This is a genomic window from Burkholderia sp. BCC0397, from assembly GCF_902832865.1.
Classification (GTDB): Bacteria; Pseudomonadota; Gammaproteobacteria; order Burkholderiales; family Burkholderiaceae; genus Burkholderia.
Genome location: NZ_CADFDL010000003.1, coordinates 211,777 through 236,844, shown reverse-complemented (window position 1 = coordinate 236,844; position 25,068 = coordinate 211,777). Strand labels below are relative to the sequence as shown.

Sequence of the window (25,068 nt, the reverse complement as noted above, 5' to 3'; positions counted from 1 at the left end):
CCGACATGATGAAACTCACGCTGCGCAAATGGCTCGCGGCGGCGGCGCTGTCTGCCTGCCTGCCGGTCGTGCCGCATACCGCGTTCGCAGTGACGGCTCCCGCTGCCAGCCTGCCCGACTTTGCCGATCTGGTCGAAAAGGTCGGCCCGGCCGTCGTGAACATCCGGACTACCGCCAACGTGCCGACGAGCGGCCCGCGCGGGATGCTCCCGCCCGGCTTCGACAACGGCGACATGTCGGAATTCTTCCGGCGCTTCTTCGGCATTCCGCTGCCGCAGGCGCCCGGCAACGGCGGCGGCAACGGCAGCAACCCGAAGAACGCGCCGGCGCCGGACAATTCGCCCGACACCGAGCAGAACCGCGGCGTCGGCTCGGGCTTCATCGTGTCGGCCGACGGTTACGTGATGACCAATGCGCACGTCGTCGACGATGCGGACACCATCTACGTGACGCTGACCGACAAGCGCGAATTCAAGGCGAAGCTGATCGGCGTCGACGACCGCACGGACGTCGCGGTCGTCAAGATCCAGGCGTCGAACCTGCCGGTCGTCGCGATCGGCGATTCGAACAAGGTGCGCGTCGGCGAGTGGGTCGTCGCGATCGGTTCGCCGTTCGGCCTCGACAACACGGTCACGGCCGGCATCGTCAGCTCGAAGAGCCGCAACACGGGCGACTACCTGCCGTTCATCCAGACCGACGTCGCCGTGAACCCCGGCAACTCGGGCGGCCCGCTGATCAACATGCAGGGCGAGGTGATCGGCATCAACTCGCAGATCTACAGCCGGACCGGCGGCTTCATGGGCATTTCGTTCGCGATTCCGATCGACGAGGCGATGCGCGTGGCCGACCAGCTGAAGGCGACGGGCAAGGTCACGCGCGGCCGGATCGCGGTGGCGATCGGCGAGGTGACGAAGGACGTGGCCGACTCGATCGGGTTGCCGAAGGCCGAAGGCGCGCTCGTCAGCAGCGTCGAGCCGGGCGGCCCGGCCGACAAGGCCGGCATCCAGCCGGGCGACATTATCCTGAAGTTCAACGGCCGTCCGGTCGATGCGGCGTCGGACCTGCCGCGCATGGTCGGCGACACGAAGCCCGGCACGAAGGCGACGGTCAGCGTGTGGCGCAAGGGTCAGGCACGCGATCTGCCGATCACGATCGCCGAGACGCCGGTCGAGTCGACGGCGAAGGCCGAGCAGCGCAAGAACGCGCCGCAGAAGCCGCGCCAGACCAATTCGCTCGGCCTGACGGTCAGCGACCTGACGGCGGAGCAGATGAAGACGCTGAAGCTGAAGAACGGCGTGCAGATCGACGGCGTCGACGGCCCGGCCGCCCGTGCGGGCCTGCAGCGCGGCGACATCGTGCTGCGTGTGGGCGACACCGACATCACGAACGCGAAGCAGTTCGCCGACGTGACCGCGCAGCTCGATCCGCAGAAGGCGGTCGCGGTGCTCGTGCGGCGCGGCGACAACACGCAGTTCGTGCCCGTGCGGCCGCGCCAGAAGTAACGCGCCGATGTTCACGCTCTACGGCCGCGGCTGGTGCCACCTGTGCGACGACATGCGCGACGCACTGGCGCCGGTGGCGGCCGAATTCGGCGTCGCGGTCGACTACGTCGACATCGACACCGATGCGGCGCTCGTCGCGCGTTACGACGAGGACGTGCCCGTGCTGCTGCTGGACGGCGCGGAAGTGTGCCGCCACCGGTTCGACGATGCGCGGGTGCGCGACGCGCTCGCGGCCCGGCGCTGAGCCCGGCCTGCTGCCGGCCGGTGCCGCTTTCTCTGCACGGGGTTCGGCCCGGCAGGCGCCCCGGCCGGGCACCGCGCGGCCCGGCGTCCGAAATACCGCCCGGGGAAGGCCTTTTCGGCTAAAATAGGCTGTTTTTTCACCGACTTACACAAGGCGTGCTCAGCAGTCGTCGAGCGCGCCTTTTTCGCTTGATCGGCACTGAATGGATCATATTCGCAATTTCTCGATCATCGCCCACATCGACCATGGCAAGTCGACGCTCGCGGATCGCATCATCCAGGTATGCGGCGGCCTCGCCGACCGTGAAATGGAAGCGCAGGTGCTCGACTCGATGGATATCGAGCGCGAGCGCGGCATCACGATCAAGGCGCAGACGGCCGCGCTGTCCTACCGCGCGCGCGACGGCAAGGTCTACAACCTGAACCTGATCGATACGCCGGGGCACGTCGACTTCTCGTACGAGGTCAGCCGTTCGCTGTCCGCATGTGAAGGCGCGCTGCTGGTCGTCGACGCGAGCCAGGGCGTCGAGGCGCAGACGGTCGCGAACTGCTACACGGCGATCGAGCTCGGCGTCGAAGTCGTGCCCGTGCTGAACAAGATCGACCTGCCGGCCGCGAACCCCGAGAACGCGATCGAGGAGATCGAGGACGTGATCGGCATCGACGCGACCGACGCGACGCGCTGCAGCGCGAAGACGGGCCTCGGCGTCGAAGACGTGCTCGAGGCGCTGATCGCGAAGGTGCCGGCGCCGAAGGGCGATCCCGACGCGCCGCTGCAGGCGCTCATCATCGATTCGTGGTTCGACAACTACGTCGGCGTCGTGATGCTCGTGCGCATCGTCAACGGCACGCTGCGTCCGAAGGACAAGATCAAGATGATGGCGACCGGCGCGCAGTATCCGGTCGAGCACGTCGGTGTGTTCACGCCGAAGTCGCGCAATCTCGACTCGCTGTCGGCCGGGCAGGTGGGCTTCATCATCGCGGGCATCAAGGAACTGACGGCCGCGAAGGTCGGCGACACCGTCACGCTTACGGCCAAGCCGGCGGCGGAAGCGTTGCCGGGCTTCAAGGAAGTGAAGCCGCAGGTGTTCGCCGGGCTCTATCCGGTGGAAGCGAACCAGTACGACGCGCTGCGCGAATCGCTCGAGAAGCTGAAGCTCAACGACGCGTCGCTGCAGTACGAGCCGGAAGTGTCGCAGGCGCTCGGCTTCGGGTTCCGATGCGGCTTCCTGGGTCTCCTGCATATGGAGATCGTGCAGGAGCGTCTCGAACGCGAATTCGACATGGACCTCATTACCACGGCACCGACCGTGGTCTACGAGGTCCTGATGAGCGACGGCTCGCTCTTGATGGTCGAGAATCCCGCGAAGATGCCGGAACCGCCGAAGATCGAGGAGATCCGCGAGCCGATCGTCACGGTGAATCTCTACATGCCGCAGGACTACGTCGGCTCGGTGATCACGCTGTGTACGCAGAAGCGCGGCTCGCAGATCAACATGCAGTATCACGGCCGCCAGGTGCAGCTGACCTACGAGATCCCGATGGCCGAGATCGTGCTCGATTTCTTCGACCGCCTGAAGTCGGTGTCGCGCGGTTACGCGTCGATGGATTACGAGTTCAAGGAATACCGGTCGGCGGACGTCGTGAAGGTCGACATGCTGATCAATGGCGACAAGGTCGACGCGCTGTCGGTGATCGTCCACCGGTCGCAATCGCAGTACCGCGGCCGCGAAGTGGCATCGAAGATGCGCGAGATCATTCCGCGCCAGATGTACGACGTGGCGATCCAGGCTACGATCGGCGCACACATCATCGCCCGCGAGAACATCAAGGCGCTGCGCAAGAACGTGCTGGCGAAGTGTTATGGCGGCGACATCACGCGCAAGAAGAAACTGCTCGAAAAGCAGAAAGCAGGCAAGAAACGCATGAAGCAGGTGGGGTCGGTCGAGATCCCGCAGGAGGCGTTCCTCGCGATCTTGCGCGTCGAAGACAAATAACAGGACTGATCCTTTTATGAATTTTGCGCTGATTCTTTTTGTGCTCGTCGTCGTGACGGGCGTAGCGTGGGTGCTGGACAAACTGGTGTTCCTGCCGCGGCGACGCAAGGCGGCCGACGTGGCGATCGAGGAGTTCGATCGCCAGCAGTCGCGCATCGACAAGCGTTTCGCGGACGAAAACGCGACGCAGACGCGTTCGAAGCTGCGTGACGAAAAGCTGCGCCAGCCGTGGTGGCTCGAGTACACGGCGAGCTTCTTCCCGGTGATCCTGGCCGTGTTCGTCGTGCGTTCGTTCGTCGTCGAGCCGTTCAAGATTCCCTCGGGCTCGATGGTGCCGACGCTGCTCGTCGGCGATTTCATCCTCGTCAACAAGTTCGAATACGGGCTGCGCCTGCCGGTCACGAACACGAAGATCACGCAGGGCAGCCCGCTGTCGCGCGGCGACGTCGTCGTGTTCCGCTATCCGAAGGACGAGTCGGTCGACTACATCAAGCGCGTGATCGGCCTGCCGGGCGACACGGTCGCATACCAGGACAAGCAACTCACGATCAACGGCCAGCCGGTGCCCGAAACGCCGCTGCCCGATTTCTTCGACGACGAGCGCCAGAATTACGCGAAGCAGTTCGAGGAAACGATCGGCAACAAGAAGAACGCGATCCTCAACAACCCGGCCGTGCCGCCGTTCGTGATGGGCGCCTACGACTATCCGTATCGCGACAACTGCACGTACAACAGCCGCGGCGTGATCTGCAAGGTGCCGCCCGGTCACTACTTCATGATGGGCGACAACCGCGACAACAGCGCGGACAGCCGCTACTGGGGTTTCGTGCCGGACCAGAACATCGTCGGCCGCGCGTTCTTCATCTGGATGAACTTCAGCGACCTGAAGCGCATCGGTTCCTTCAACTGACCGCATTCGATTCACACGCAATACGCGACGCACGGGCCGCGTCGCGTATTGCCGAACTACTTTAAGAACCGGCGGTAACACCGCCTCGTCGCGCCTTTTCGTGTCCGGCCGTGCCGTTTCGGCCCGACCGGGCGCCCGCGTTATACTCCTGCACATGCCCTCATCCCAGTTGGAAAGCCGGCTGCGCTACGAATTTCGCAATGCGGAATTGTTGCGCCAGGCTTTGACCCATCGCAGTCACAGTGCCACGCACAACGAACGGCTCGAGTTTCTCGGCGATTCCGTTCTGAATTGCGCGGTGGCCGCCCTTTTGTTCCAGCGTTTCAGCAAGCTGGACGAAGGTGACCTGTCGCGCGTCCGCGCCAACCTCGTCAAACAGCAGTCGCTGTACGAAATTGCTCAGGCCCTGAATATCTCGGACGGCCTGCGGCTGGGCGAGGGCGAACTGCGCAGCGGCGGGTTCCGTCGGCCGTCGATCCTCGCGGACGCGTTCGAAGCCATCATCGGGGCCGTGTTCCTCGATGGCGGCTTCGAAGCCGCCCAAGGGGTCATCAAGCGCCTCTATATCCCGATTCTCGACCACATCGATCCGCGCACGCTCGGCAAGGACGCGAAGACGCTGCTGCAGGAATACCTGCAGGGGCACAAGATCGCGCTGCCGACCTATACGGTCGTCGCGACGCATGGCGCGGCGCACAATCAGCAGTTCGAGGTCGAATGCACGGTGCCGAAGCTGGACGTCAAGGTATCGGGCTCCGGCGCGAGCCGGCGCGCGGCCGAGCAGGCCGCCGCGAAGAAGGCGCTCGACGAAGTGATGGCGGCCGCGCCGATGCTGGCCGCGAAGCCGAAGCGCTCGAAAAACGCGCGCGGGTCCAAGCATGTCGAACCCGAGATCGTGCCGGGCGTGAAGGGCGTGCAGGAAGCGCTCGACCTGCGCTCGCCGGAGCGGAAGGAACGTGCGGCGGCGCGCGAGGCCAGGGTGGCCGGCGCGGTGCCGGCTGCAACCGCCGCGGCTGCGGCGACGGGCGCTGAGCCGGCTGTCGCGCCGATGGCCGCGATCCGTGCGGCGCATGTCGAGCCGGCCACGGACAAGGGCGAGCGGGCGGCGAAGCCGGCGACCGACAAGGTTGCCGACAAACCGGCCGAACGGCCCGACAAGGCCGCGGAAAAGCCTGTGGAAAAGCCTGCCGAGGCCGCGCCGCGCGTAGCCGACAAGCCGGCCGGCCACGCAGCCGATCCGGCATCGTCGTCGGCCGACAAGTCTTCCGCGAGTGCCGACGCCGCCGCGCGCACGCCGGCGCGCGCACGCGATGCCGAGGCACCCGACGCCGAGACGCCGCCTGGCGGCGCGAGCCTTGCTGCCGCGCAGGCGCGCGTGGCCGATGCCGACCACTGAATTGCCCATCGATCGTGCCGCGCGCCGCGCGGCCGTTTCCGAACCTGTCTCCCAAACGATATGAACACTCCCGCTCCTACCGGTTTCCGTTGCGGCATGATCGCGATCGTGGGCCGCCCGAACGTCGGCAAGTCGACGTTGATGAACGCACTCGTCGGCCAGAAGATCAGCATCACGTCGCGCAAGGCGCAGACGACCCGCCACCGCATCACCGGCATCAACACGTTCGACGACGCGCAATTCGTGTTCGTCGACACGCCGGGCTTCCAGACCCGTCACAGCACCGCGCTGAACCGTTCGCTGAACCGCGCGGTCACGTCGACGCTGACGTCGGTCGACGTGATCCTGTTCGTGATCGAGGCCGGCCGCTTCGGGCCCGACGACCAGAAGGTGCTCGACCTGATCCCGCCCGGCATGCCGACGCTGCTGATCGCGAACAAGATCGACCGCGTGACCGACAAGGCGTCGCTGTTCCCGTTCATGCAGAAGATGAGCGGACTGCGCGAATTCACCGAACTCGTGCCGCTGTCGGCGCAGCGGCCGGAAGACATCAAGCGCCTGCTGGACACGATCAAGCCGTACCTGCCTGAAGGCGAGCCGATCTACGGCGAGGACGAACTGACCGACCGCAGCTCGCGCTTTCTCGCGGCCGAGATCCTGCGCGAGAAGGTATTCCGCTGGACCGGCGACGAACTGCCGTATACGAGCACCGTGCTGATCGACAAGTTCGAGGAGGAGGGCCGCCTGAAGCGCATCTTCGCGACGATCCTCGTCGAGCGCGATACGCACAAGGCGATGGTGATCGGCAAGAAGGGCGAGAAGCTCAAGCAGATCAGCACCGAGGCGCGGATGGACATGGAGAAGCTGTTCGACGGCCCCGTGTACCTCGAGACCTTCGTGAAGGTGAAGAGCGGCTGGGCCGACAACGAGGCGGGGCTGCGTGCCTATGGGTACGAATGACGCGCTGACGTCGACCGAAGACGCGGTGACCGCCGGCGCGAACGACGCGCCGTTGCCGGCACCGCCCGAACCGCCGCGCAAGGCGCGGCGCGCGACGTCTCGCACGTCCGATTTCCGCGTCGCCGAGCAGCCGGCGTTCGTGCTGCACAGCTATCCGTATCGGGAAACGAGCCTGATCGTCGACGTGCTGACGCGCGACCACGGCCGGCTCGCGCTCGTCGCGAAGGGCGCGAAGCGCCCGCACTCGGCGTTGCGCGGCGTATTGCAGACTTTCCAGCCGCTGCTGCTGTCCTGGTCCGGCAAATCCGAGGTGCGCACGCTGACGGGCGCCGAGTGGGTCGGCGGGATGCTGCCGCTCGGCGGCGACGGACTGTTGTGCGGTTTCTACGCAAACGAGCTGCTCGTGAAATTCTGCGCGCGCGAGGATCCCCAGCCGCCGCTGTTCAATCATTACGTGCTGACCCTCACGCGCCTCGCGCATGGCGAACCTGCCGTGCAGGTGCTGCGCTCGTTCGAGCGCGTGCTGCTGCGCGAGACCGGCTATGCGATGGCGCTGAACCGCACGGTCGCGCGCCGCGCGGTCGAGCCCGAGCGCCGCTACGTGTTCGATCCCGAGCGCGGTGTGCGCAATGCGGACGACGACGTGCCGTCGCACTGGCCGGTCATCACCGGGCAGACGTTGCTCGACATGGAGCAGGACGATTACCATCGAGCCCAGACGGTTGCGCAGAGCAAGACGCTGATGCGCTTCCTGCTGAACACCTATCTCGGCGGTACGCCGCTCGCCACGCGTCAGATCCTGATCGACCTGCAAAACCTATGAGCTTCTTCCTGACAACGCCCACCGCCATCGATCTCGGCGTGAACATCGACCACGTCGCGACGCTGCGCAATGCGCGCGGCACGCGCTATCCCGATCCGATCCGCGCGGCGCTCGCCGCCGAAGAGGCGGGCGCGGATGCGATCACGCTGCATTTGCGCGAGGATCGTCGTCACATCGTCGACGCCGACGTGCGCGAGCTGCGCCCGCTGCTGAAGACGCGCATGAACCTCGAATGCGCGGTGACGGCCGAGATGCTCGACATCGCCTGCGAAGTGCGTCCGCACGATGCGTGCCTCGTGCCGGAGAAGCGCGAGGAACTGACGACCGAAGGCGGTCTCGATGTCGCCGGCCACTTCGAGGCCGTGCGCGCGGCGTGCAAGCAGCTCGCCGACGTGGGCGTGCGCGTGTCGCTGTTCATCGACCCGGACGATACGCAGATCCGCGCCGCGCACGAAGCGGGCGCACCGGTGATCGAGCTGCATACGGGCCGCTACGCCGAAGCGCACGACGAAGCGGCGCAGCAGCGCGAATACGAGCGTATCGTCGCGGGCGTGCAGGCCGGCGCGCGGCTTGGCCTGAAGGTCAATGCGGGCCACGGGCTGCACTACACGAACGTGCAGCAGATCGCCGCGATCGACGGCATCGTCGAGCTGAACATCGGCCACGCGATCGTCGCGCATGCGATCTTCGCGGGCTGGGACAACGCGGTGCGCGAGATGAAGGCGATCATGGTCGCCGCACGCGTCGCCGCGCTGCACGGCGGCGCGCGCTGACGATGCGAGGCCGCCGCGCCCCGCACGCCGTTTGCGACGCGCTTGACCCGGCCTCGCCGGGCCACCGCGGCGGAGACTGACATGGCGATCTACGGTATCGGTACCGACATCGCGCAGGTGAGCCGCGTCGCGGCCGTGCTCGAACGCACGGGCGGCCGGTTCGCCGAGAAGGTGCTCGGCCCCGACGAACTGCGCGTGTTCCACGCCCGCCGCGCCCGCTCCGAGGCGCGCGGCATCGCGTTTCTCGCGACGCGCTTCTCCGCGAAGGAAGCGTTCTCGAAGGCGATCGGGCTCGGCATGCACTGGCCGATGACGTGGCGCGCGCTGCAGACGCTCAACCATCCAAGCGGCGAGCCGTACGTGGTCGCATCGGGCGAGTTGGCCGACTGGCTGGCCGCGCGCGGCATCACGGCGCGCGTGACGGTCAGCGACGAACGCGACTACGCGGTGTCGTTCGTGGTCGCCGAAACGGACGCCACGCCGGCTCCTGCCCCTGTTTCCCGAACCTCCTCCTGACGGAATTCCCGATTCTGATGAAAACGACTCCCGGCCCGGTCATGCTCGACGTCGTCGGCACGACCCTGTCGCGCGACGATGCGCGGCGCCTCGCGCATCCGAATACCGGCGGCGTGATCCTGTTCGCGCGGCACTTCCAGAATCGTGCGCAACTGACCGCGCTGACCGACTCGATCCGCGCGGTGCGCGAAGACATCCTGATCGCCGTCGATCACGAAGGCGGGCGCGTGCAGCGGTTCCGCACCGACGGCTTCACGGTGCTGCCCGCGATGCGCCGCCTCGGCGAACTGTGGGATCGCGACGTGCTGCTCGCGACGAAGGTCGCGACTGCCGTCGGCTACCTCCTGGCTGCCGAATTGCGCGCGTGCGGGATCGACATGAGCTTCACGCCCGTGCTCGATCTCGACTACGGGCACTCGAAGGTGATCGGCGATCGTGCGTTCCATCGCGACCCGCGCGTCGTCACGCTGCTCGCGAAGAGCCTGAACCACGGGCTGTCGCTCGCCGGCATGGCGAACTGCGGCAAGCATTTCCCCGGGCACGGCTTCGCGGAGGCCGATTCGCACGTCGCGCTGCCGACCGACGACCGCACGCTCGATGCGATCCTCACGCAGGATGTCGCGCCGTACGACTGGCTCGGGCTGTCGCTGTCCGCGGTGATTCCGGCGCACGTGATCTACACGCAGGTCGACAAGCGGCCGGCCGGGTTCTCGCGCGTGTGGCTGCAGGACATCCTGCGCGGCAAGCTCGGCTTCACGGGGGCGATCTTCAGCGACGACCTGTCGATGGAGGCCGCCCGCGAAGGCGGCACGCTCACGCAGGCAGCCGATGCCGCGCTCGCCGCCGGTTGCGACATGGTGCTCGTCTGCAACCAGCCGGACGCGGCCGAAGTCGTGCTGAACGGACTGAAGGCGCGGGCCTCGGCCGAGTCGGTGCGGCGCATCAAGCGGATGCGCGCGCGCGGCAAGGCGCTCAAGTGGGACAAGCTGATCGTGCAGCCCGAGTATCTGCAGGCGCAGGCGCTGTTGAGCAGCGCGCTGGCGTAAGCGGGCAGGGATGGCGCGAGCCGCGCCGTTCCGGTCGCCCCAAACGAAAAGCCGCGCAGTCGCGCGGCTTTTTTACGGGTCGCGACAGCCCGATTCGGACAGTCGCCGGAACGGGCTTAGGCGCAACTAACGGTCAGATCCGACCAGCGCCCGTATTCAGGCGCCGTCCGCTCAGTTCACCTTCATCCGTTGCAGCTTGTTGTACAGCGTCTTCGGGCTGATGCCGAGCAGCGTCGCCGCGCGGTGGCGCGTACCGCCGACCGCGTCGAGCGTTGCGCGGATCAGCAGATCCTCGACGTCGGACAGCGGGGTGCCGACCTTGATCTGCACGCTGCTGCCGTTGAGCGCGGCGCCGGCGGAGAAGCTGGCTTCGCCCGCCCGCAGCGTCTCGATGAAGTCGCCCGACGCGTCGTACGCGAAGCGCACGCGTTCCTGCAGTTCGCGCACGTTGCCCGGCCATTCGTAGGACAGGCACTCGCGCACGAAGCCCGGCGCCGCGCGCTTGTCGGTCGTGCTGCGGCCGGTCGCGCGCGCTTCGCGGTTCAGTTCGTCGATCTGCGCGTCCGCGATCGCGAGCGCATCGCCGTCGCGCTCGCGCAGCGGCGGCATCGTGATCGCCGCCGCGTCGAGGCGCAGCCACAGATCCTCGCGCAGCGTGCCGTTCGCCACCGCTTCGCGCGCCGGGCGGCGCGTGGCCGCGATCAGCCGGAAATCGCTGGTGATCGAGCTCGTGCCGCCGATCCGCATGAAGTTCTGCGAATCGAGCGCGTGCAGCAGCGCTTCCTGGAGCACGAGCGGCAGCGCGGTGATTTCGTCGAGGAACAGCGTGCCGCCGCCGGCCTGCTCGAACAGGCCCGATTCGCGGCGCTCGGCGCCGTCGAACGCGCCGCGTTCATGGCCGAACAGCACGCTGTCGAGCGACGCGCCGTGCCGGCCGGCCTGCGTGAGCATGCGGCAGTCGAACGAGACGAACGGCCCCTTGCGGCGCCGGCTCAACTCGTGCAGCGTGCGCGCCGCCAGCTTCTTGCCGGTGCCGGCTTCGCCCGAGAACAGCACGGCCGTTTCGGTGCGGGCGTTGTGCTCGATCATGTCGTACACGTGCTGCATCGCGTCGCTGCGGCCGACCAGCGCGCCGAAGCGGCCGAGATGGCGCAGCGACGCACGCAGCGATTGCACTTCGTCGATCAGCTCGTACGGGCGGGGGATCCGCGCGAGCAGGCTGCGCAGGCGCGGAATGTTGATCGGCTTCAGCAGGTAGTCCCAGATGCCGTGGCGCAGGCCCTCGATCGCGCTCTCGACCGTCGCGTTGCCCGTCAGCACGATCACCGGCAGCGAGCCGTTCGGCTGCTGCTGCGGCAGGTGCTGGAGCAGGTCGAACCCGCTGCCGTCCGGCAGGTTCAGGTCGACGAGCACGACGTCGGGAATCGAGCGACCGAGCGCCGTGCGCGCTTCGGCGAGCGACGTGGCCGTGTCGACCGAGAAGCCGTCTGCGGCGAGCAGTGCGGTGAGGCCTGACAGGCTGTTGGGATCGTCTTCGACAATCAGGGCGTGTGGCATGGTGGACGCGAGTCGAGTCAAGAGAGGCGGGCTGTCGGCCAGCGGGCCGCAGCCGCATGTCGGATTAAAGATTGATTTTATGCCCCGCCGAACGCGTCACGCGCATTATTTCTCCGGCGCTATAAAACAGTTACCGATGATACAAATTGAATATCTTTACCGGTGGCTTTTGTGCTGCTTATGGCTCCGGCTTGTGGCAGCTGTTGGCGCCAGACAAACAAAAAGCGCCCCAAAGGGCGCTTTGTTCGATGCGGGTATCGCTGACGATTACGCGCGGCTGCGGTATTCGTTCGTGCGCGTATCGATTTCGATCTTGTCGCCGGTGTTGCAGAACAGCGGCACTTGCAGTTCGAAGCCGGTCGCCAGCTTCGCGTTCTTCAGCACCTTGCCCGACGACGTGTCGCCCTTGACGGCCGGTTCCGTGTAGGTGATTTCGCGAACGAGGACCGTCGGCAGTTCGACCGAGATGGCCTTCTCGTTGTAGAACACGACTTCGCAAGCCATGCCGTCTTCGAGGTAGTTCAGTGCTTCGCCCATCATTTCGGCTTCGACTTCGTACTGGTTGTAGTCGGCGTCCATGAACACGTACATCGGGTCGGCGAAGTACGAGTACGTCACTTCCTTGCGGTCGAGCACGACGACCTCGAACTTGTCGTCCGCCTTGTAGACCGATTCCTGGCCTGCGTTGGACAGCAGGTTCTTCATCTTCATCTTGACGACGGCGGAGTTACGGCCCGACTTGTTGTATTCCGCCTTTGCGATGACCCATGCTTCGCTGCCGATCTGCACGACGTTGCCTACGCGGAGTTCCTGTGCGGTCTTCATAAAAACTGTCCTGATCCAATCAAATAAATAGGTGCCTGAGCGTTGCGCAACGGCTGACGGCGCAAGCGGCGGGGCGTTCCGGTGGGCGCCAAGCGCCCAAACGCGAGCGCTTGCGTGGTCAGCCGTCGGATAACTGCTTATTTTAACTGAGATTTTGCGTATTCCGCCAGCTTTCCGGCGAGATCGCCGACGGCCGCGAGCGCGTCGGCCCAGCGGAGTGCATTGGCGTCCAGCGCGGCGCGGTGTTGCCAGAAATCGGCCCAGTCGGGCGTGCCGGCGCCGTTCCACGCATGCCAGAACCGCTCGAGCGCCGCGCGCGGCGCATCGGCGAGGCCGGCCGACAGGTGCGCGAGCGCGGCGTCGAGCTTCGGCAGGTGCACGTCGTCGGCCTGCGGATAGATGTGCCACACGAACGGCTTGCGCGCCCACTGCGCGCGGACGAACGAATCCTCGCCGCGCACGAAATTGAGATCGGCGACCCACAGCAGCGGATCGTAATCGGCCTGCGGAACGAACGCGAGGCCATGGGCGGTCAGGTTGCCGCTGCGCGCCCGTGCGCCCGCCGCGAACGATTCGACCCCGAAAAAGCGCGCGACGGCGGGCGACAGGCGCCCGGCCGGCACGAGCGCGACGACCGGCGACGGGCCGTCGCGCCACTGCGCGAGCAGCGCGTCGGCGGCCGGGTTCTCGTAGGCGAACAGGCTGACGACCGTCGTGCCGGGCGCCGGCGGCGCACCGCCGGTCGCGCGTTGCCACCACGCGGCGCGGGCTGCCGGATCGGCGTCGAAGGCCGTGCGGCGCGCGTCGAGGTCGCGCTCCTTCGGCACGCCGCCGGTGCCGGCCGACAGGCCCGGGAAGAAGAACGTCTTCAGCAGCGGGTAGCGCGGATGCGGCGACGGCCGCAAATGGAAATCGGCGACCCAGTCTTCTGCGCTCAGGTATTCGAGGTTGATCCACACGGGGCGCCGCGCGCGCCGCGCCATCGCCGCGAGATAAGCGCCGGGCAGCTCGCACGCGAATGCCTCGATCACCACGTCGGCGATGTCCAGCGCGTCGCCGACTTCCGCATGCCAGTGCTCGATCACGATCGCGTCGACCGTCTGCCGCGCCGCGTCGGGATCGACCTGCGGCAGCAGGCGCGCGAACGTGTGCAGGTCGTCGACGAACAGGCGAACCTGCCAGCCGTGTTCGTGCGCGAGCTGGCGTGCGACGCGCCAGCACACGCCGATGTCGCCGAAATTATCGATCACCGTGCAGAAGAGGTCGCAGGCGATCGGTTCGCCCGGCGCGAGCGGCACGGCGGAGAGGGGGGCAGCGGTGGGGCGTGGCATCGAAGCGGGCCGGTGAATGCTCTAAACTGGCGATTCTAATAGACCCGTTCCGCGTTACAAGGCGCCCGGCTCACGCATGACATCCCCAGAAGCCTCCGATATTCCGTTCGAACCGAAGAAGATCCTTGCGCAGTTGCCGCATATGCCGGGTGTCTATCGCTATTACGACACGGCGGGCGCCGTCCTCTACGTCGGCAAGGCGCGCGACCTGAAAAAGCGCGTGTCGAGCTATTTCACGAAGACGCAACTGTCGCCGCGCATCGCGATGATGGTCACGCGCATCGCACGCATCGAAACGACCGTCACGCGCTCGGAAGCCGAAGCGCTGCTGCTCGAGAACAACCTGATCAAGGCGCTCGCGCCGCGTTACAACATCCTGTTTCGCGACGACAAGTCGTATCCGTACCTGAAACTCACCGCGCACCGTTTTCCGCGGATGGCTTACTACCGCGGGTCGGTCGACAAGCAGAACCAGTATTTCGGGCCGTTCCCGAGCGCGTGGGCCGTGCGCGAGAGCATCCAGATCCTGCAGCGCGTGTTCCAGTTGCGCACCTGCGAGGATTCGGTCTTCAACAACCGCACGCGGCCGTGCCTGCTGCACCAGATCGGGCGCTGCACGGCGCCGTGCGTCGGCGCGATCTCCGACGAGGATTACGCGGTCGACGTGTCGAACGCCGCGCGATTCCTGCTTGGCCGGCAGTCCGAAGTGATGAAGGAGCTCGAGCAGAAGATGCACGCGTTCGCGGCCGAGCTGAAATTCGAGCAGGCGGCGGCCGTGCGCAACCAGATGAGCTCGCTCGCGACGGTGCTGCACCAGCAGGCGATCGAAGTCGGCGGCGACAGCGACGTCGATATCCTGGCCGTCGTCGCGCAGGGCGGACGCGTATGCGTGAACCTCGCGATGGTGCGCGGCGGCCGGCACCTCGGGGACAAAGCGTATTTCCCGACGCACGTCGAAAGCGCGCTGACGCTCGCCGAAGGCGGTCTCGGTGAAGAGGCCGAACCGGCGGAGGCGGGCGATGCGACGCTCGACACGCCGGTCGACACGGTGCCCGATCAGCCTGCGGAAGAGGCCGGCAGCGCGCGCGGCACGGCGGCGCCAGCGTCGGTCGAGGCCGAGGTGCTCGATGCGTTCATCGCGCAGCACTATCTCGGCAACCGCGTGCCGCCCGTACTCGTCGTCAGCCATGCGCCCGCGAGCCGCGACCTGCTGGAGCTGCTGTCCGAGCAGGCCGGCCACAAGGTGTCGCTGGTGCGGCAGCCGCAGGGCCAGCGGCGCGCGTGGCTGTCGATGGCCGAGCAGAACGCGCGGCTCGCGCTCGCGCGGCTGCTGTCCGAGCAGGGCTCGCAGCAGGCGCGCACGCGCGCGCTGGCGGACACGCTCAGCTACGACAGCGACGATCTCGCGACGCTGCGGATCGAATGCTTCGACATCAGCCATACGATGGGGGAGGCGACGCAGGCGTCGTGCGTCGTCTATCACCATCACAAGATGCAATCGAGCGAATACCGCCGCTACAACATCACGGGCATCACGCCGGGCGACGATTACGCGGCGATGCGGCAGGTGCTCACGCGCCGCTACGAGAGGATGGTGGAGCAGGCTGCGCAGGCGGCGGCTGTCGACGAAGCGGCCGGCATCGACGGCGAGTCCACGCGCCAGGCCGAGACGTCGAGCCTGCTGCCGAACATCGTGCTGATCGACGGCGGCAAGGGTCAGGTCGAGATCGCACGGCAGGTGTTCACCGAGCTCGGCCTCGACACGTCGATGCTGGTCGGCGTCGCGAAAGGCGAGGGACGCAAGGTCGGCCTCGAGACGCTGGTGTTCGCGGACGGCCGCGCGCCGCTCGAACTCGGCAAGGAGAGCGCCGCGCTGATGCTCGTCGCGCAGATCCGCGACGAGGCGCACCGCTTCGCGATCACCGGCATGCGGGCGAAGCGGGCGAAGGCGCGCCAGACGTCGCGGCTCGAGGAGCTCGAGGGCGTCGGCGCGAAGCGCCGGCAGCGGCTGCTCGCGCGCTTCGGCGGGTTGCGCGGCGTGGTGGCCGCGAGTGTCGAGGAACTGGCGAGCGTCGAAGGCATTTCGCATGCGCTCGCCGAGCAGATCTACAAGCAGCTTCACTGACGCGCCGTGCGGCCGGCTGCGTTGCCAGCGTTCTTGTGGCAGGCCGGTCGACACGGCACAATTGCGAATCCTTTACTGTCCCGCATGCCATGCCGTTCAATTTCCCGATTTTCCTGACGTGGGTACGGATCGTGCTGATTCCGCTCGTCGTCGGCGTGTTCTATCTGCCGGACACGGTGATGGGCGGCGCGCCCCGCAATCTCGCGGCGGCGACGATCTTCATCCTCGCCGCGCTGACCGACTGGTTCGACGGTTTCCTTGCCCGCAAATGGAACCAGACGTCGTCGTTCGGCGCATTTCTCGACCCGGTGGCGGACAAGCTGATGGTGACGGCCGCGCTGCTGATCCTCGTGCAGATTTCGCGGGTCGATGCGGCGATCGCGCTCGTGATCGTCGGTCGCGAGATCGCGATTTCGGCGCTGCGCGAATGGATGGCGCAGATCGGCGCGTCGAAGAGCGTCGCGGTGAACCAGCTCGGCAAGTTCAAGACCGCGTGCCAGATGGTCGCGATCCCGATGCTGCTGTTCTACGGGCCGCTGCCGCTCGGCATCGTGACGATCGATACGCGCGTGTGGGGCGAGTGGCTGATGTATCTGGCCGCGGTGCTGACCATCTGGTCGATGCTGTACTACATGAAGCTCGCGTGGCCGCAGATTCGCGAGCGCGGCGGCGCGTGACCTGAGTCGCATATTCGGCGGCCGTTTTTGTAAAAAGGGCTGGAAAAGCCCTTGACACACGAATGTGCCTTCGACATAATCTCGCTTCTCCGCTGCACGACGAAGTGAATGTGTGACGGGGAAGCAGTAGCGTAGCGATACGCGGGAGTAGCTCAGTTGGTAGAGCGCAACCTTGCCAAGGTTGAGGTCGCGAGTTCGAGACTCGTCTCCCGCTCCAGATTTTTTCTGGCAGCGTGTGGTACGGCAAAGCGCTGCAGATGCAGGACCCATGCGGGAGTAGCTCAGTTGGTAGAGCGCAACCTTGCCAAGGTTGAGGTCGCGAGTTCGAGACTCGTCTCCCGCTCCAGATTTTTCTGGCAGCGTGTGGTACGGCGAAGCGCTGCAGATGCAGGACAATGCGGGAGTAGCTCAGTTGGTAGAGCGCAACCTTGCCAAGGTTGAGGTCGCGAGTTCGAGACTCGTCTCCCGCTCCAGGAAATGGGGAAGCCACGCTTCCCTTTTTATTTGATGGACTTCCGGTCCTCGAATAAAAATCTGTCGCTTGCCTCACGGCATCCGGACAGTCCGCTTTTGGCGCGATAGCAAAGCGGTTATGCAGCGGCCTGCAAAGCCGTTTAGGCCGGTTCGACTCCGGCTCGCGCCTCCAAGTAAGAAGAGAAAAAGCCCTGAGAAATCAGGGCTTTTCTTTTTTCTGTTCCGCTTTCATTCTCGTAAAAAAATCGCCCGGAGTGGTACAAGGTCGCCTCGAATCACTCAAGCGGCACGCGTAACTACGCCTGCAGGCGCAGCATTGGTAGGGGCATGGTCAGGAACGGCGCACCGTTCCTCCACGCACCGGGTTTCAGCGTTACTGGATTGACGTAGCGACGCCGGTCGTAGAACGTTGGGTAGCGATCAAAGCCGAGAGTGTGTCGGGAGATATCTGCGCCATCCACCGCGATGTTCAGGAGGCCGGGTAGGTACGCAAGCCGACGACGTGGTTCGCATACTCGGTTGGTACGCTGTAGCGATTGCGTTAGAAGTGGATCAGGCTCGTTGCTGAAACTCGTACCGGTTGCTCGATGTAGCCGTCGAGGGGCTTCGGATTTTGCATCAACCGCGGCTGTTAGTCTTGCCGCACCTCTGCCACGGTCAACTCAGGCCACTGAGGATACCTCGGTTCGTGCCATGCTTGACGGCAGCGCTCCGCGAAGAACATCGAGTGACTCCCAACGCATCCGGAGGTCGCTTTACCAGAGCCGACGTCGTTGAACGTTGCGGACGACCGCGATGCGATCGGCGTCGATCCGCACGCGGTTTTCATGCCCTCGATGGCGGTTCTGCGGGGAAAAGTACTCGTGGCCGACGCCGGTAATGGGCTTTCCATCAATGGTCGCGGTCGTGCTGCCCTCCAGCGTTCGGCGCACATGCACGAGTTCCGGCACGAAGCGCTGTTCGAGCGTCATTTCCTGAAGGTGGTTGTGCTCCAGGCGTCGAGCAACTCGCCCTATCCCAAGCGTTGGCGGAATTCGAGCCGCTTGTTTGGAAGGTCTGTCTATGGCGTGACCAGACCGTGCGACCATAATATCGGAGGACACTAAAAAAACGCCCTGCCACAACGAGGGGAGTGGCAGGGGCTGTGAACGCACCGTTCAGGCACGAGGTGAAGGTGCGCCACAAATATAAAAGCAGTTATTGGGATGCTAGATAATTATGCGATTCTTCCTGCTATTGCCTCGCGTGGCGAGGTGGTCTGATTTTTGAGGGGCGATTAATCCTCGACATCGTCACGATGGACCGTTAGGTGTCAATCACCGTGGGCGGTATCGATAGAAAATCTCCGGGAAACGAAGCGGTTCACAAGAAGATTTCACCTACCGGCAGGTTCCGCCCAGCAGAAATGCGACACCGTCGAAATTCGCGCAGTCAGTTCTGAAGTCGATTCTCGATACCGGGCCCCATCAATCGTTCACATTCTCGCAGCTCTTCGGGCCGTCGCCCCAGCTCTTTCCTCCTCCGTTCGTACATTGCCGCTTGGTGTATTGCTCGGGCAACTGACCTTTCGGCAGCTTTCCGTCGGCAGGGCAATTGTGATGAAAATAGCAGAAGGATTTTTCGGCGGCGCCGGCTTCACCGTTGAAAACAAGGAAGGCCATCAAGGTCGGAAAGAGAATCTTGGCAATGGTGCGCATATCGATTATCCCGGGTGAAAAATAATGGGTAACAAGGCACCGTTGCGGCACCTATCTCTCACATAACAATGGCGCGCAGCCTTTAGTTATCGTATTCGAGCAAAATCCCGGATCGCGCCGGTTGCGCAGCAATGATTCTTTCCGCCACATTATTTTCGACAGCCACTTGCTGGCCGTATGTGACGTTGAGCTTGATCGTGTTGCCGTCCATGTATGCGTTGACAGTCGCGAGATTCTGCCCGCTGGGATAGGACAGCTGTAGCGGACCCACGACGACATTGCTCGAAATCACTTCACCGAGGACGAGTGAATTGAACAATCCGACCCAATAAGTCGGTGTCACCTGGAACTGAGCCGATGCGCCGCTGACCACGCCCTTCTTGAACACCGATCCCTGACCGCTCATGCCGATGCCAAGGTTCGCGAGATTGGTCGACTTGTTATTGATCAGGACGGAATCTGCCGGTACGGAGCCGGACCCCGGCACCAATTGCTGCACGTTATCTTTGAAAATGCAGTCCCATGACGTTCCCAATTCCGTCTTCAACGTCTGACTGGCTTTGTAGACTCCGATACCACCGATCTGCTGGTAATTGGCAATGGCGACGTTGTAGAAAATATCCCACGTTACACCGCTGGCGCCACTTTGAGGGACGGTCGTTTGCTTCCACGACACGCTCTCCAATCCAATGGAACTCGGCAGGGTCTGATATACAGCCATAGTCCAGGTCTGCTTGGTATCGTTGTTGAAATCAACGTAATAAGAAGTCATTTTTCGGTCTCCGCGATGGAAGATGGATTTTATGCCTCACCGCACTCGGTTCATGGATGGCTTGATCTTTTACATAAACGCTTCCGTAACCTGAGATTGAAGATCCGATGCTCTTTGGCCGGCAAAATCCACGGCGCCCGGGATTAGGGTTGTATGTTTTTAGCAAGCATCCAGCGCTCGTGCCCGGACTGTTGTTCGCCGGCAATAGGCCTTTCCGCCCCGTTGGCGGCTGCCGGAGACTTTGGTGAAATTTCTCAATAATTTTTTAAAAAAGAAGTGCCGGAATGATTTTCCGGTGGCAGAAAATAATCAAATCCGTACATCCCCGTAAGATCATCTTAGGAAATTTCCTTAAATAAAGTGCGGTAAATGCTTTATCGTTTACCCTAGGCGTCGATTTTCTGATTTTATATTTAATTAAATTGAATTTTTCTATTTTTGTAATAGATGATGTTTTTATCAGCACTGAGCGTTGTAGTTTCGGTTTCGGATCTGAGTGCCGATCGCGGTGAATATTCGGTAAATGAAATTACGGCTACCGTTGCCGCTCTGCTGAAAATTGCCCGTTTCGCTCGCGCGGGGTGTTGTTACATAGCGCGTCGGGAGACTGGTAAGGGGAGAGCGTGCCCCGCGGCAAAGAGGTGCGGATTGAATTGATTCATGAGCACGCATCTGATGCTTGGGGAACAAAGTTCTTGGTTGCCGCGCAAAGACGGTTGGAGGAGCGCGGCGTTGAGTTCGTTGCAGGAAATCTACCCAGGGCCATTGAAGGGGCGCCGCCGAAGTGTATCTGCGATGCGCTCGACGATTGCTTCGAAGGTCCGCGCCAGAGCGTTGCGAGAGACCGCAGTGGGCGGGTAACGGCTCGTCCCCGAAAAGGCGGGCGTAGGTCTCGGCGTCGCTTTATGCGCCGAACCTTGTCAGGCAGGGCGCAGGCACTGTTGCACCATCGGGGTGATGATTGCAGGTGCCGCGGTGGGTTGCGTGCTCATGTGACCGGGAGGTGCTTTGGAACCCGAATTGCCCAGCGCGGCCCTGACGAGCAGGCGAGAAGCGCGCCTTTCGGCCAGGAAGAGGGGTTGGCGGCACGCTGGCACGCTACACGTCTCCGCATCGCTTGGTGGCCGACGCGCACGGCGCATGCGACGGCCGCAAGCGATCACCCATCCACCGGCTGCACCGGCGTCTCGAGCTTCAACTGATAGAACGCCGCATCGAGCCAGCGGCCGAACTTGAATCCCGCCTCCGCGATCGTTCCCGCGTGCACGAATCCCAGTTTCGTATGCAGCGCGATGCTCCCGGCATTGGTCGCATCGATGCAACCGACCACCACGTGCACCTGCGCTTCGCGCGCACGCCGGACCACTTCGCGCAGCAGCAGTTCGCCGAGCCCGCGACCGCGCTGGTCGTTGCGCACGTAGACGCTGTGTTCGACCGTGTACTTGAACGCCGGAAACGCGCGGAACGTACCCCAGCTCGCGAAGCCGAGCAGCGTGCCCGCTGCGTCGACGGCGCCAATGACCGGAAAGCCGCCCGCGCGCTTCGTCGCGAACCACGCGACCATCGCTTCCGGCGGGCGCGGCCGGTAGTCGTACAGCGCGGTCGAGTTCGCGATCGCATCGTTCAGGATCTCGAGAATGGCCGCTGCGTGTTCGGCCTCGCTGCAATCGATCAGGCGCAGGTCGTCGCGCTGTGTCGGGGAATTCATCAGAATTTGCTCCGAGAAACCCCGCCATTGATGGCGGGAAGGAAAGGAGTGCTGTTGACAGGCAGCTTCTTCCACGGGTTAGGATCACCTGCATGATCCTTGTCTACCGCTACCGGGTGAAGTCGCTCAACGGACTGCTCAACAAGCAGAGCCGTGCGGTGAACTACGTCTGGAACTTCTGCAACGACACGCAGAAGCACGCGCTCAAGTGGGGCAAGAAGTGGCCGACAGGATTCGACCTGAACGTGCTGACGACCGGCAGCAGCAAGGAACTCGGGATCCATTCCGGCACGATCAACGCGACGTGCGAGCAATATGCGAAGTCGCGCAGTCAGCACCGTCGGCCCTACTTGCGCTATCGCGGCAGGAAATCGCTGGGCTGGGTGCCGCTGAAGGGCCGTGACCTGAAGCGCGAAGGCGAAGCGTTTCGCTTTGCCGGCAACACCTTTCGCGTGTTCAACAGCCGGCCGCTTCCCGAAGGCAAGATCAAGGACGGGACCAACTTTGCGCAGGATGCACGCGGCAACTGGTTTCTCAACATCGTGATCGAGATGCCGGATGTTCAGGCTCGCGCGGTCTGTTCTGGTGTGGGCATCGATCTCGGCCTGAAAGACTTCGCCACACTTTCGACCGGCGAGAAGTTGCCCAATGACCGATTCGGCCGACGCGCGGCCGAAAAGCTGGCGAAAGCGCAACGGGCGCGAAAGCACAAGCGACATATCGCGAAGCTGCACGCCAAGGTCGCGAATGCCCGTGCCGATTTCCAGCATAAGCTCGCGCTCGATCTGGTGCGGCGTTTCGATTACATCGCGGTCGGCAACGTGTCGGCTGTCAAACTCGCCAGAACCAGGATGGCGAAGAGCGTCTACGACGCGTCCTGGTCGTCCTTCCGAAACAAGCTCCGCTACAAAGCGATGGCGCACGGGGTCACGTTCGAGGAAGTCGACGAAAGCGGTTCCACCCAGTCCTGTTCGTCGTGCGGGTCGCAAGACAGCACGACGCGGCCGAAAGGTATCGCGGGACTGCGAGTAAGAGAATGGGCCTGCAGTGGATGTGGTGTCATGCATGATCGTGATATCAACGCTGCGCTGAACATTCTCCGATGCGGACGTGCATCGCCAGGTGTGGGAATCCTCCGCCTTTAGGCGTAGGAGGACGTCAAACGGGTTCCTTCCTGTTGGCTCTAAACCGGTTGTGTACGCGACGCGCGCATCACGCGCTCCGCACGCCGGCGGCGGATGCATCGCAGATCGCGACGACATAGCGCGCGGCATGCGACGACGGATTGCTGAAGACCAGCGGCTGGTCGAGCCGCATGGCCAGGCAGTCGCCTTCGCGAAGTTCGTGAAGCGCATCGCCCAACGTGACGTCGACGCGCCCGCTGATGATCCACACCTGCTGATGCAGCGCGCTTTCGCGCCCGCCGCTGTCGTACGCGACGCGCGCGCCGGGCGGGAAATCGACCTCGACGAGCTGGATCGGCGACGGCCAGCCGGCCGGCGACAGGTTGCGCCGCACATAGCCGGACGCCGGGTCGCGCCATTCGGCCTGCTGCGCGCGCCGTGCGAGCGGCTGGGCGGGCGTGTCGTGCCGGTCACCGCTGAACAGCCCGGCCAGCGACACGCCGAGGCCGGCCGCGAGCTTGTCGAGCACGACGGCCGTCGGGCTCGCCGACGCACGTTCGATGAGCGAGATCATCGAACGGCTGACGCCGGAACGCGCGGCCAGCGCGTCGAGCGTGTAGCCTCGAACGGTGCGCAAATCGCGCACGCGCCGGGCAATGCGCTCGTTGATGCCGGTGTCGTCGGCCGCGGTGATCGCTGATTCTTTCATGATGGATTTATTTTCCAGCAAACTGGAAATTGATGTCAACGGCATTTCCCGCAGCTCGTCGACCAGGGGCAAGGGGCGAACGGCTTGCCCACTCGTCGTGCGCGGCGTAATATACGAAACAGCTACGTTTCGTTTAATTGGGGATATATGGGCATCATCAAGATTTCCGAGCACATGCATGAACGGCTGCGCTCGACGAGCACGGCGCTGAGCCGTTCGATCAACGCGCAGGCGGAACACTGGCTGCGCGTCGGGATGCTGGCGGAACTCAACCCGGCGCTGTCCTACGGCGACATCTGCAAGATGTTGATCGAGGCCGAGGCGCGTGGCGGCGACGTGGGGCCGGCGGAACCGGTCGCGCAGCACATCGAGCAGGTGGCGTAATGGCGAAACGCGAAATCCCGATCCGCGGTGCCGCGGAAATCGCCAAGTCGCGCGAAGCCGCGAAGCTCGCGTCGCAGGTGCTGACGATGATCACCGAGTACGTGAAGCCGGGCGTCACCACCGACGAGCTGGATGCGCGCTGCCGCGAGTACATCGTCGACGCGTTGGGCGCGATTCCCGCGAACATCGGCTACCACGGCTATCCGAAGACGCTGTGCACGTCGGTCAACCACGTGGTCTGTCACGGCATTCCGACGTCGCGGCCGATGCGCGACGGCGACATCGTGAACCTCGACATCGCGGTGATCAAGGACGGCTGGTTCGGCGATACGAGCCGCATGTATTTCGTCGGCGAACCGAACGAACTCGCGCGGCGGCTCGTCGCGGCGACCTACGAGGCGATGCACGCCGGCATCCGCGCGGTGCGGCCCGGCGCGACGCTCGGCGACGTCGGCTATGCGATTCAGCAGGTCGCCCATCGCGAAGGGTTCAGCGTGGTGCGCGAGTATTGCGGGCACGGCATCGGCGACGTCTATCACGACGAGCCGCAGGTGCTGCACTACGGTCGCCCGGGCACCGGCCTGCCGCTGCGGCCGGGGATGATCTTCACGATCGAGCCGATGCTGAACGCGGGCAAGCGCGATACGCACGTGCTGGCCGACGGCTGGACGGTCGTCACGAAGGACCATTCGCTGTCCGCGCAATGGGAGCACATGGTCGTGGTGACGGAAACGGGCTTCGAGGTGCTGACCGAGGACGCGAAGCCGCAGGCGTTCGCGGCGCTTTCCGGCACGCACGCGGCCTGACGGCGGCAGTGCGCTGCATACGACGGCGCGGCGTTGTAATGAAACGGGCCCCTTCGCGGGGCCCGTGTCGTTCGCGGCGGCCAGCGCCGCGGCGCAGCGACGCTTAACCGCGCGCCTTCTGCCACGCGTGTTCGACGAACACGCGGCACAGCGCTTCCATCCCCTGGCGGTCTTCGTCGTCGAAGCGCGCGGCGACCGGGCTGTCGACGTCCCACACGCCGATCAGCGTGCCGTCGCCGGCCACCAGCGGCACGACGATTTCTGATTCCGACGCCGCATCGCACGCGATATGGCCGGGGAAGTCGTGCACGTCGCGCACCACCTGCGTCTCGCGCGTCTGCGCGGCCGTGCCGCACACGCCCCTGCCGAGCGCGATCCGTACGCACGCGGGCTTGCCCTGGAACGGCCCGACCACGAGCTCGGCGCCGTCGAAGAAGTAGAAGCCCGCCCAGTTCAGGCGATCGAGCGAGTGATAGACGAGCGCGGAGAAATTCGCGGCATTCGCGGTCAGGTCGCGTTCGGATTCGACGAGCGCGCGTGCCTGATCGACGAGCGTCGCATAGAGTTCGGCCTTGGAGGCGTGAGGGTCGTTGGACAGCGTGAACATGGCTGAATTGCCTGAAATGCGATAAGGGTTGGGAAAAGCGGGTTGCGAAAAGCGCGATGCGCGTCCCGCAGTCTACGGCACGCGCGGGAGGTCTGCAGCGTCTGGT

At 64.5% G+C, this 25,068-nt stretch carries 24 protein-coding genes and 4 tRNA genes; 19 read left to right on the top strand and 9 right to left on the bottom strand.

Annotated features, from left to right (window positions below; genetic code table 11):
- The first annotated feature begins 5 nt into the window (after positions 1-5).
- The 10 genes from HWX03_RS11145 to nagZ all read left to right on the top strand — a co-directional run bounded on the left by HWX03_RS11145 (position 6) and on the right by nagZ (position 10,166).
- Positions 6-1,502: a DegQ family serine endoprotease gene (locus HWX03_RS11145; RefSeq protein ID WP_175820254.1), complete on the top strand. Its 1,497-nt coding sequence runs from the start codon at positions 6-8 to the stop codon at positions 1,500-1,502.
- A 7-nt stretch (positions 1,503-1,509) separates the two neighbouring features.
- Positions 1,510-1,746: a glutaredoxin family protein gene (locus tag HWX03_RS11140; RefSeq protein WP_152855350.1), complete on the top strand. Its 237-nt coding sequence runs from the start codon at positions 1,510-1,512 to the stop codon at positions 1,744-1,746.
- 202 nt (positions 1,747-1,948) lie between these two features.
- Positions 1,949-3,742 carry a translation elongation factor 4 gene (gene lepA, locus HWX03_RS11135; RefSeq protein ID WP_174432387.1) on the top strand — a complete coding sequence of 598 codons (1,794 nt, stop codon included), beginning with the start codon at positions 1,949-1,951 and terminating at the stop codon, positions 3,740-3,742.
- A 16-nt stretch (positions 3,743-3,758) separates the two neighbouring features.
- The gene (lepB, locus tag HWX03_RS11130) at positions 3,759-4,652 is read left to right on the top strand and encodes a signal peptidase I (RefSeq protein ID WP_174432388.1); all 894 of its coding nucleotides are present in this window, start codon (positions 3,759-3,761) and stop codon (positions 4,650-4,652) included.
- Positions 4,653-4,806: 154 nt separating this feature from the next.
- Positions 4,807-6,048 (top strand): ribonuclease III, encoded by a 1,242-nt coding sequence (gene rnc, locus HWX03_RS11125; RefSeq protein ID WP_175871614.1) that lies wholly within the window; start codon positions 4,807-4,809, stop codon positions 6,046-6,048.
- 60 nt (positions 6,049-6,108) lie between these two features.
- A complete protein-coding gene (gene era / locus HWX03_RS11120; RefSeq protein WP_174390355.1) occupies positions 6,109-7,008 on the top strand; it encodes a GTPase Era in 900 nt (299 codons plus the stop codon).
- Positions 6,995-7,831: a DNA repair protein RecO gene (gene recO / locus HWX03_RS11115; protein WP_006476492.1), complete on the top strand. Its 837-nt coding sequence runs from the start codon at positions 6,995-6,997 to the stop codon at positions 7,829-7,831. Before era ends, recO begins: the two co-directional genes overlap by 14 nt.
- Positions 7,828-8,604, top strand: a complete 777-nt coding sequence (gene pdxJ, locus HWX03_RS11110; protein WP_174432390.1) for a pyridoxine 5'-phosphate synthase — start codon at positions 7,828-7,830, stop codon at positions 8,602-8,604. Before recO ends, pdxJ begins: the two co-directional genes overlap by 4 nt.
- An 81-nt stretch (positions 8,605-8,685) precedes the next feature.
- Positions 8,686-9,120: a holo-ACP synthase gene (acpS, locus tag HWX03_RS11105; RefSeq protein ID WP_175871278.1), complete on the top strand. Its 435-nt coding sequence runs from the start codon at positions 8,686-8,688 to the stop codon at positions 9,118-9,120.
- 17 nt (positions 9,121-9,137) lie between these two features.
- Positions 9,138-10,166: a beta-N-acetylhexosaminidase gene (gene nagZ, locus HWX03_RS11100; RefSeq protein ID WP_175871277.1), complete on the top strand. Its 1,029-nt coding sequence runs from the start codon at positions 9,138-9,140 to the stop codon at positions 10,164-10,166.
- A gap of 171 nt (positions 10,167-10,337) precedes the next feature.
- Here the strand turns inward: nagZ and HWX03_RS11095 are convergent, their stop codons facing one another.
- The 3 genes from HWX03_RS11095 to earP all read right to left on the bottom strand — a co-directional run bounded on the left by HWX03_RS11095 (position 10,338) and on the right by earP (position 13,879).
- Positions 10,338-11,723, bottom strand: a complete 1,386-nt coding sequence (locus HWX03_RS11095; protein WP_175871276.1) for a sigma-54 dependent transcriptional regulator — start codon at positions 11,721-11,723, stop codon at positions 10,338-10,340.
- 267 nt (positions 11,724-11,990) lie between these two features.
- The gene (gene efp / locus HWX03_RS11090) at positions 11,991-12,548 is read right to left on the bottom strand and encodes an elongation factor P (protein ID WP_006476487.1); all 558 of its coding nucleotides are present in this window, start codon (positions 12,546-12,548) and stop codon (positions 11,991-11,993) included.
- 137 nt (positions 12,549-12,685) lie between these two features.
- A complete protein-coding gene (gene earP / locus HWX03_RS11085; RefSeq protein ID WP_175871275.1) occupies positions 12,686-13,879 on the bottom strand; it encodes an elongation factor P maturation arginine rhamnosyltransferase EarP in 1,194 nt (397 codons plus the stop codon).
- 76 nt (positions 13,880-13,955) lie between these two features.
- Here earP and uvrC point away from each other — a divergent pair, with 76 nt between their 5' ends.
- The 6 genes from uvrC (at position 13,956) to HWX03_RS11055 (ending at position 17,327) form a co-directional block, all read left to right on the top strand.
- Positions 13,956-16,004: an excinuclease ABC subunit UvrC gene (uvrC, locus tag HWX03_RS11080; RefSeq protein WP_175871274.1), complete on the top strand. Its 2,049-nt coding sequence runs from the start codon at positions 13,956-13,958 to the stop codon at positions 16,002-16,004.
- Positions 16,005-16,093: 89 nt separating this feature from the next.
- Positions 16,094-16,681, top strand: a complete 588-nt coding sequence (gene pgsA / locus HWX03_RS11075) for a CDP-diacylglycerol--glycerol-3-phosphate 3-phosphatidyltransferase (protein WP_175871273.1) — start codon at positions 16,094-16,096, stop codon at positions 16,679-16,681.
- A 141-nt stretch (positions 16,682-16,822) separates the two neighbouring features.
- A tRNA-Gly gene (locus HWX03_RS11070) sits at positions 16,823-16,898 on the top strand.
- Between the two features lie 53 nt (positions 16,899-16,951).
- Positions 16,952-17,027, top strand: a tRNA-Gly gene (locus HWX03_RS11065).
- Between the two features lie 51 nt (positions 17,028-17,078).
- Positions 17,079-17,154, top strand: a tRNA-Gly gene (locus HWX03_RS11060).
- 99 nt (positions 17,155-17,253) lie between these two features.
- Positions 17,254-17,327 (top strand) — tRNA-Cys (locus tag HWX03_RS11055).
- A gap of 583 nt (positions 17,328-17,910) precedes the next feature.
- Here HWX03_RS11055 and HWX03_RS11050 read toward each other — a convergent pair.
- From HWX03_RS11050 to HWX03_RS11035, 4 genes are all read right to left on the bottom strand, one after another.
- Positions 17,911-18,126 (bottom strand): hypothetical protein, encoded by a 216-nt coding sequence (locus HWX03_RS11050; protein WP_244132627.1) that lies wholly within the window; start codon positions 18,124-18,126, stop codon positions 17,911-17,913.
- Positions 18,127-18,621: 495 nt separating this feature from the next.
- A complete protein-coding gene (locus tag HWX03_RS11045; protein ID WP_175871272.1) occupies positions 18,622-18,852 on the bottom strand; it encodes a hypothetical protein in 231 nt (76 codons plus the stop codon).
- A gap of 82 nt (positions 18,853-18,934) precedes the next feature.
- Positions 18,935-19,624, bottom strand: a complete 690-nt coding sequence (locus HWX03_RS11040; protein ID WP_174387218.1) for a hypothetical protein — start codon at positions 19,622-19,624, stop codon at positions 18,935-18,937.
- 1,159 nt (positions 19,625-20,783) lie between these two features.
- The gene (locus HWX03_RS11035; RefSeq protein ID WP_174387230.1) at positions 20,784-21,332 is read right to left on the bottom strand and encodes a GNAT family N-acetyltransferase; all 549 of its coding nucleotides are present in this window, start codon (positions 21,330-21,332) and stop codon (positions 20,784-20,786) included.
- A gap of 92 nt (positions 21,333-21,424) precedes the next feature.
- Here HWX03_RS11035 and HWX03_RS11030 point away from each other — a divergent pair, with 92 nt between their 5' ends.
- Positions 21,425-22,477, top strand: a complete 1,053-nt coding sequence (locus HWX03_RS11030; RefSeq protein WP_175871271.1) for an RNA-guided endonuclease TnpB family protein — start codon at positions 21,425-21,427, stop codon at positions 22,475-22,477.
- Positions 22,478-22,544: 67 nt separating this feature from the next.
- Here HWX03_RS11030 and HWX03_RS11025 read toward each other — a convergent pair whose 3' ends face one another.
- The gene (locus tag HWX03_RS11025) at positions 22,545-23,165 is read right to left on the bottom strand and encodes a helix-turn-helix domain-containing protein (protein ID WP_175871613.1); all 621 of its coding nucleotides are present in this window, start codon (positions 23,163-23,165) and stop codon (positions 22,545-22,547) included.
- A gap of 147 nt (positions 23,166-23,312) precedes the next feature.
- Between HWX03_RS11025 and HWX03_RS11020 the strand changes: the two genes are divergently transcribed.
- Positions 23,313-23,549, top strand: a complete 237-nt coding sequence (locus HWX03_RS11020) for a ParD-like family protein (RefSeq protein ID WP_027783949.1) — start codon at positions 23,313-23,315, stop codon at positions 23,547-23,549.
- Positions 23,549-24,355 (top strand): type I methionyl aminopeptidase, encoded by an 807-nt coding sequence (gene map, locus HWX03_RS11015; protein ID WP_174390623.1) that lies wholly within the window; start codon positions 23,549-23,551, stop codon positions 24,353-24,355. The genes HWX03_RS11020 and map overlap by 1 nt, the downstream gene beginning before the upstream one ends.
- Positions 24,356-24,458: 103 nt before the next feature.
- On the opposite strand, the gene HWX03_RS11010 is transcribed toward map, so the two are convergent.
- Positions 24,459-24,962: a GAF domain-containing protein gene (locus tag HWX03_RS11010; protein ID WP_175871270.1), complete on the bottom strand. Its 504-nt coding sequence runs from the start codon at positions 24,960-24,962 to the stop codon at positions 24,459-24,461.
- Between the last annotated feature and the right edge of the window lie 106 nt (positions 24,963-25,068).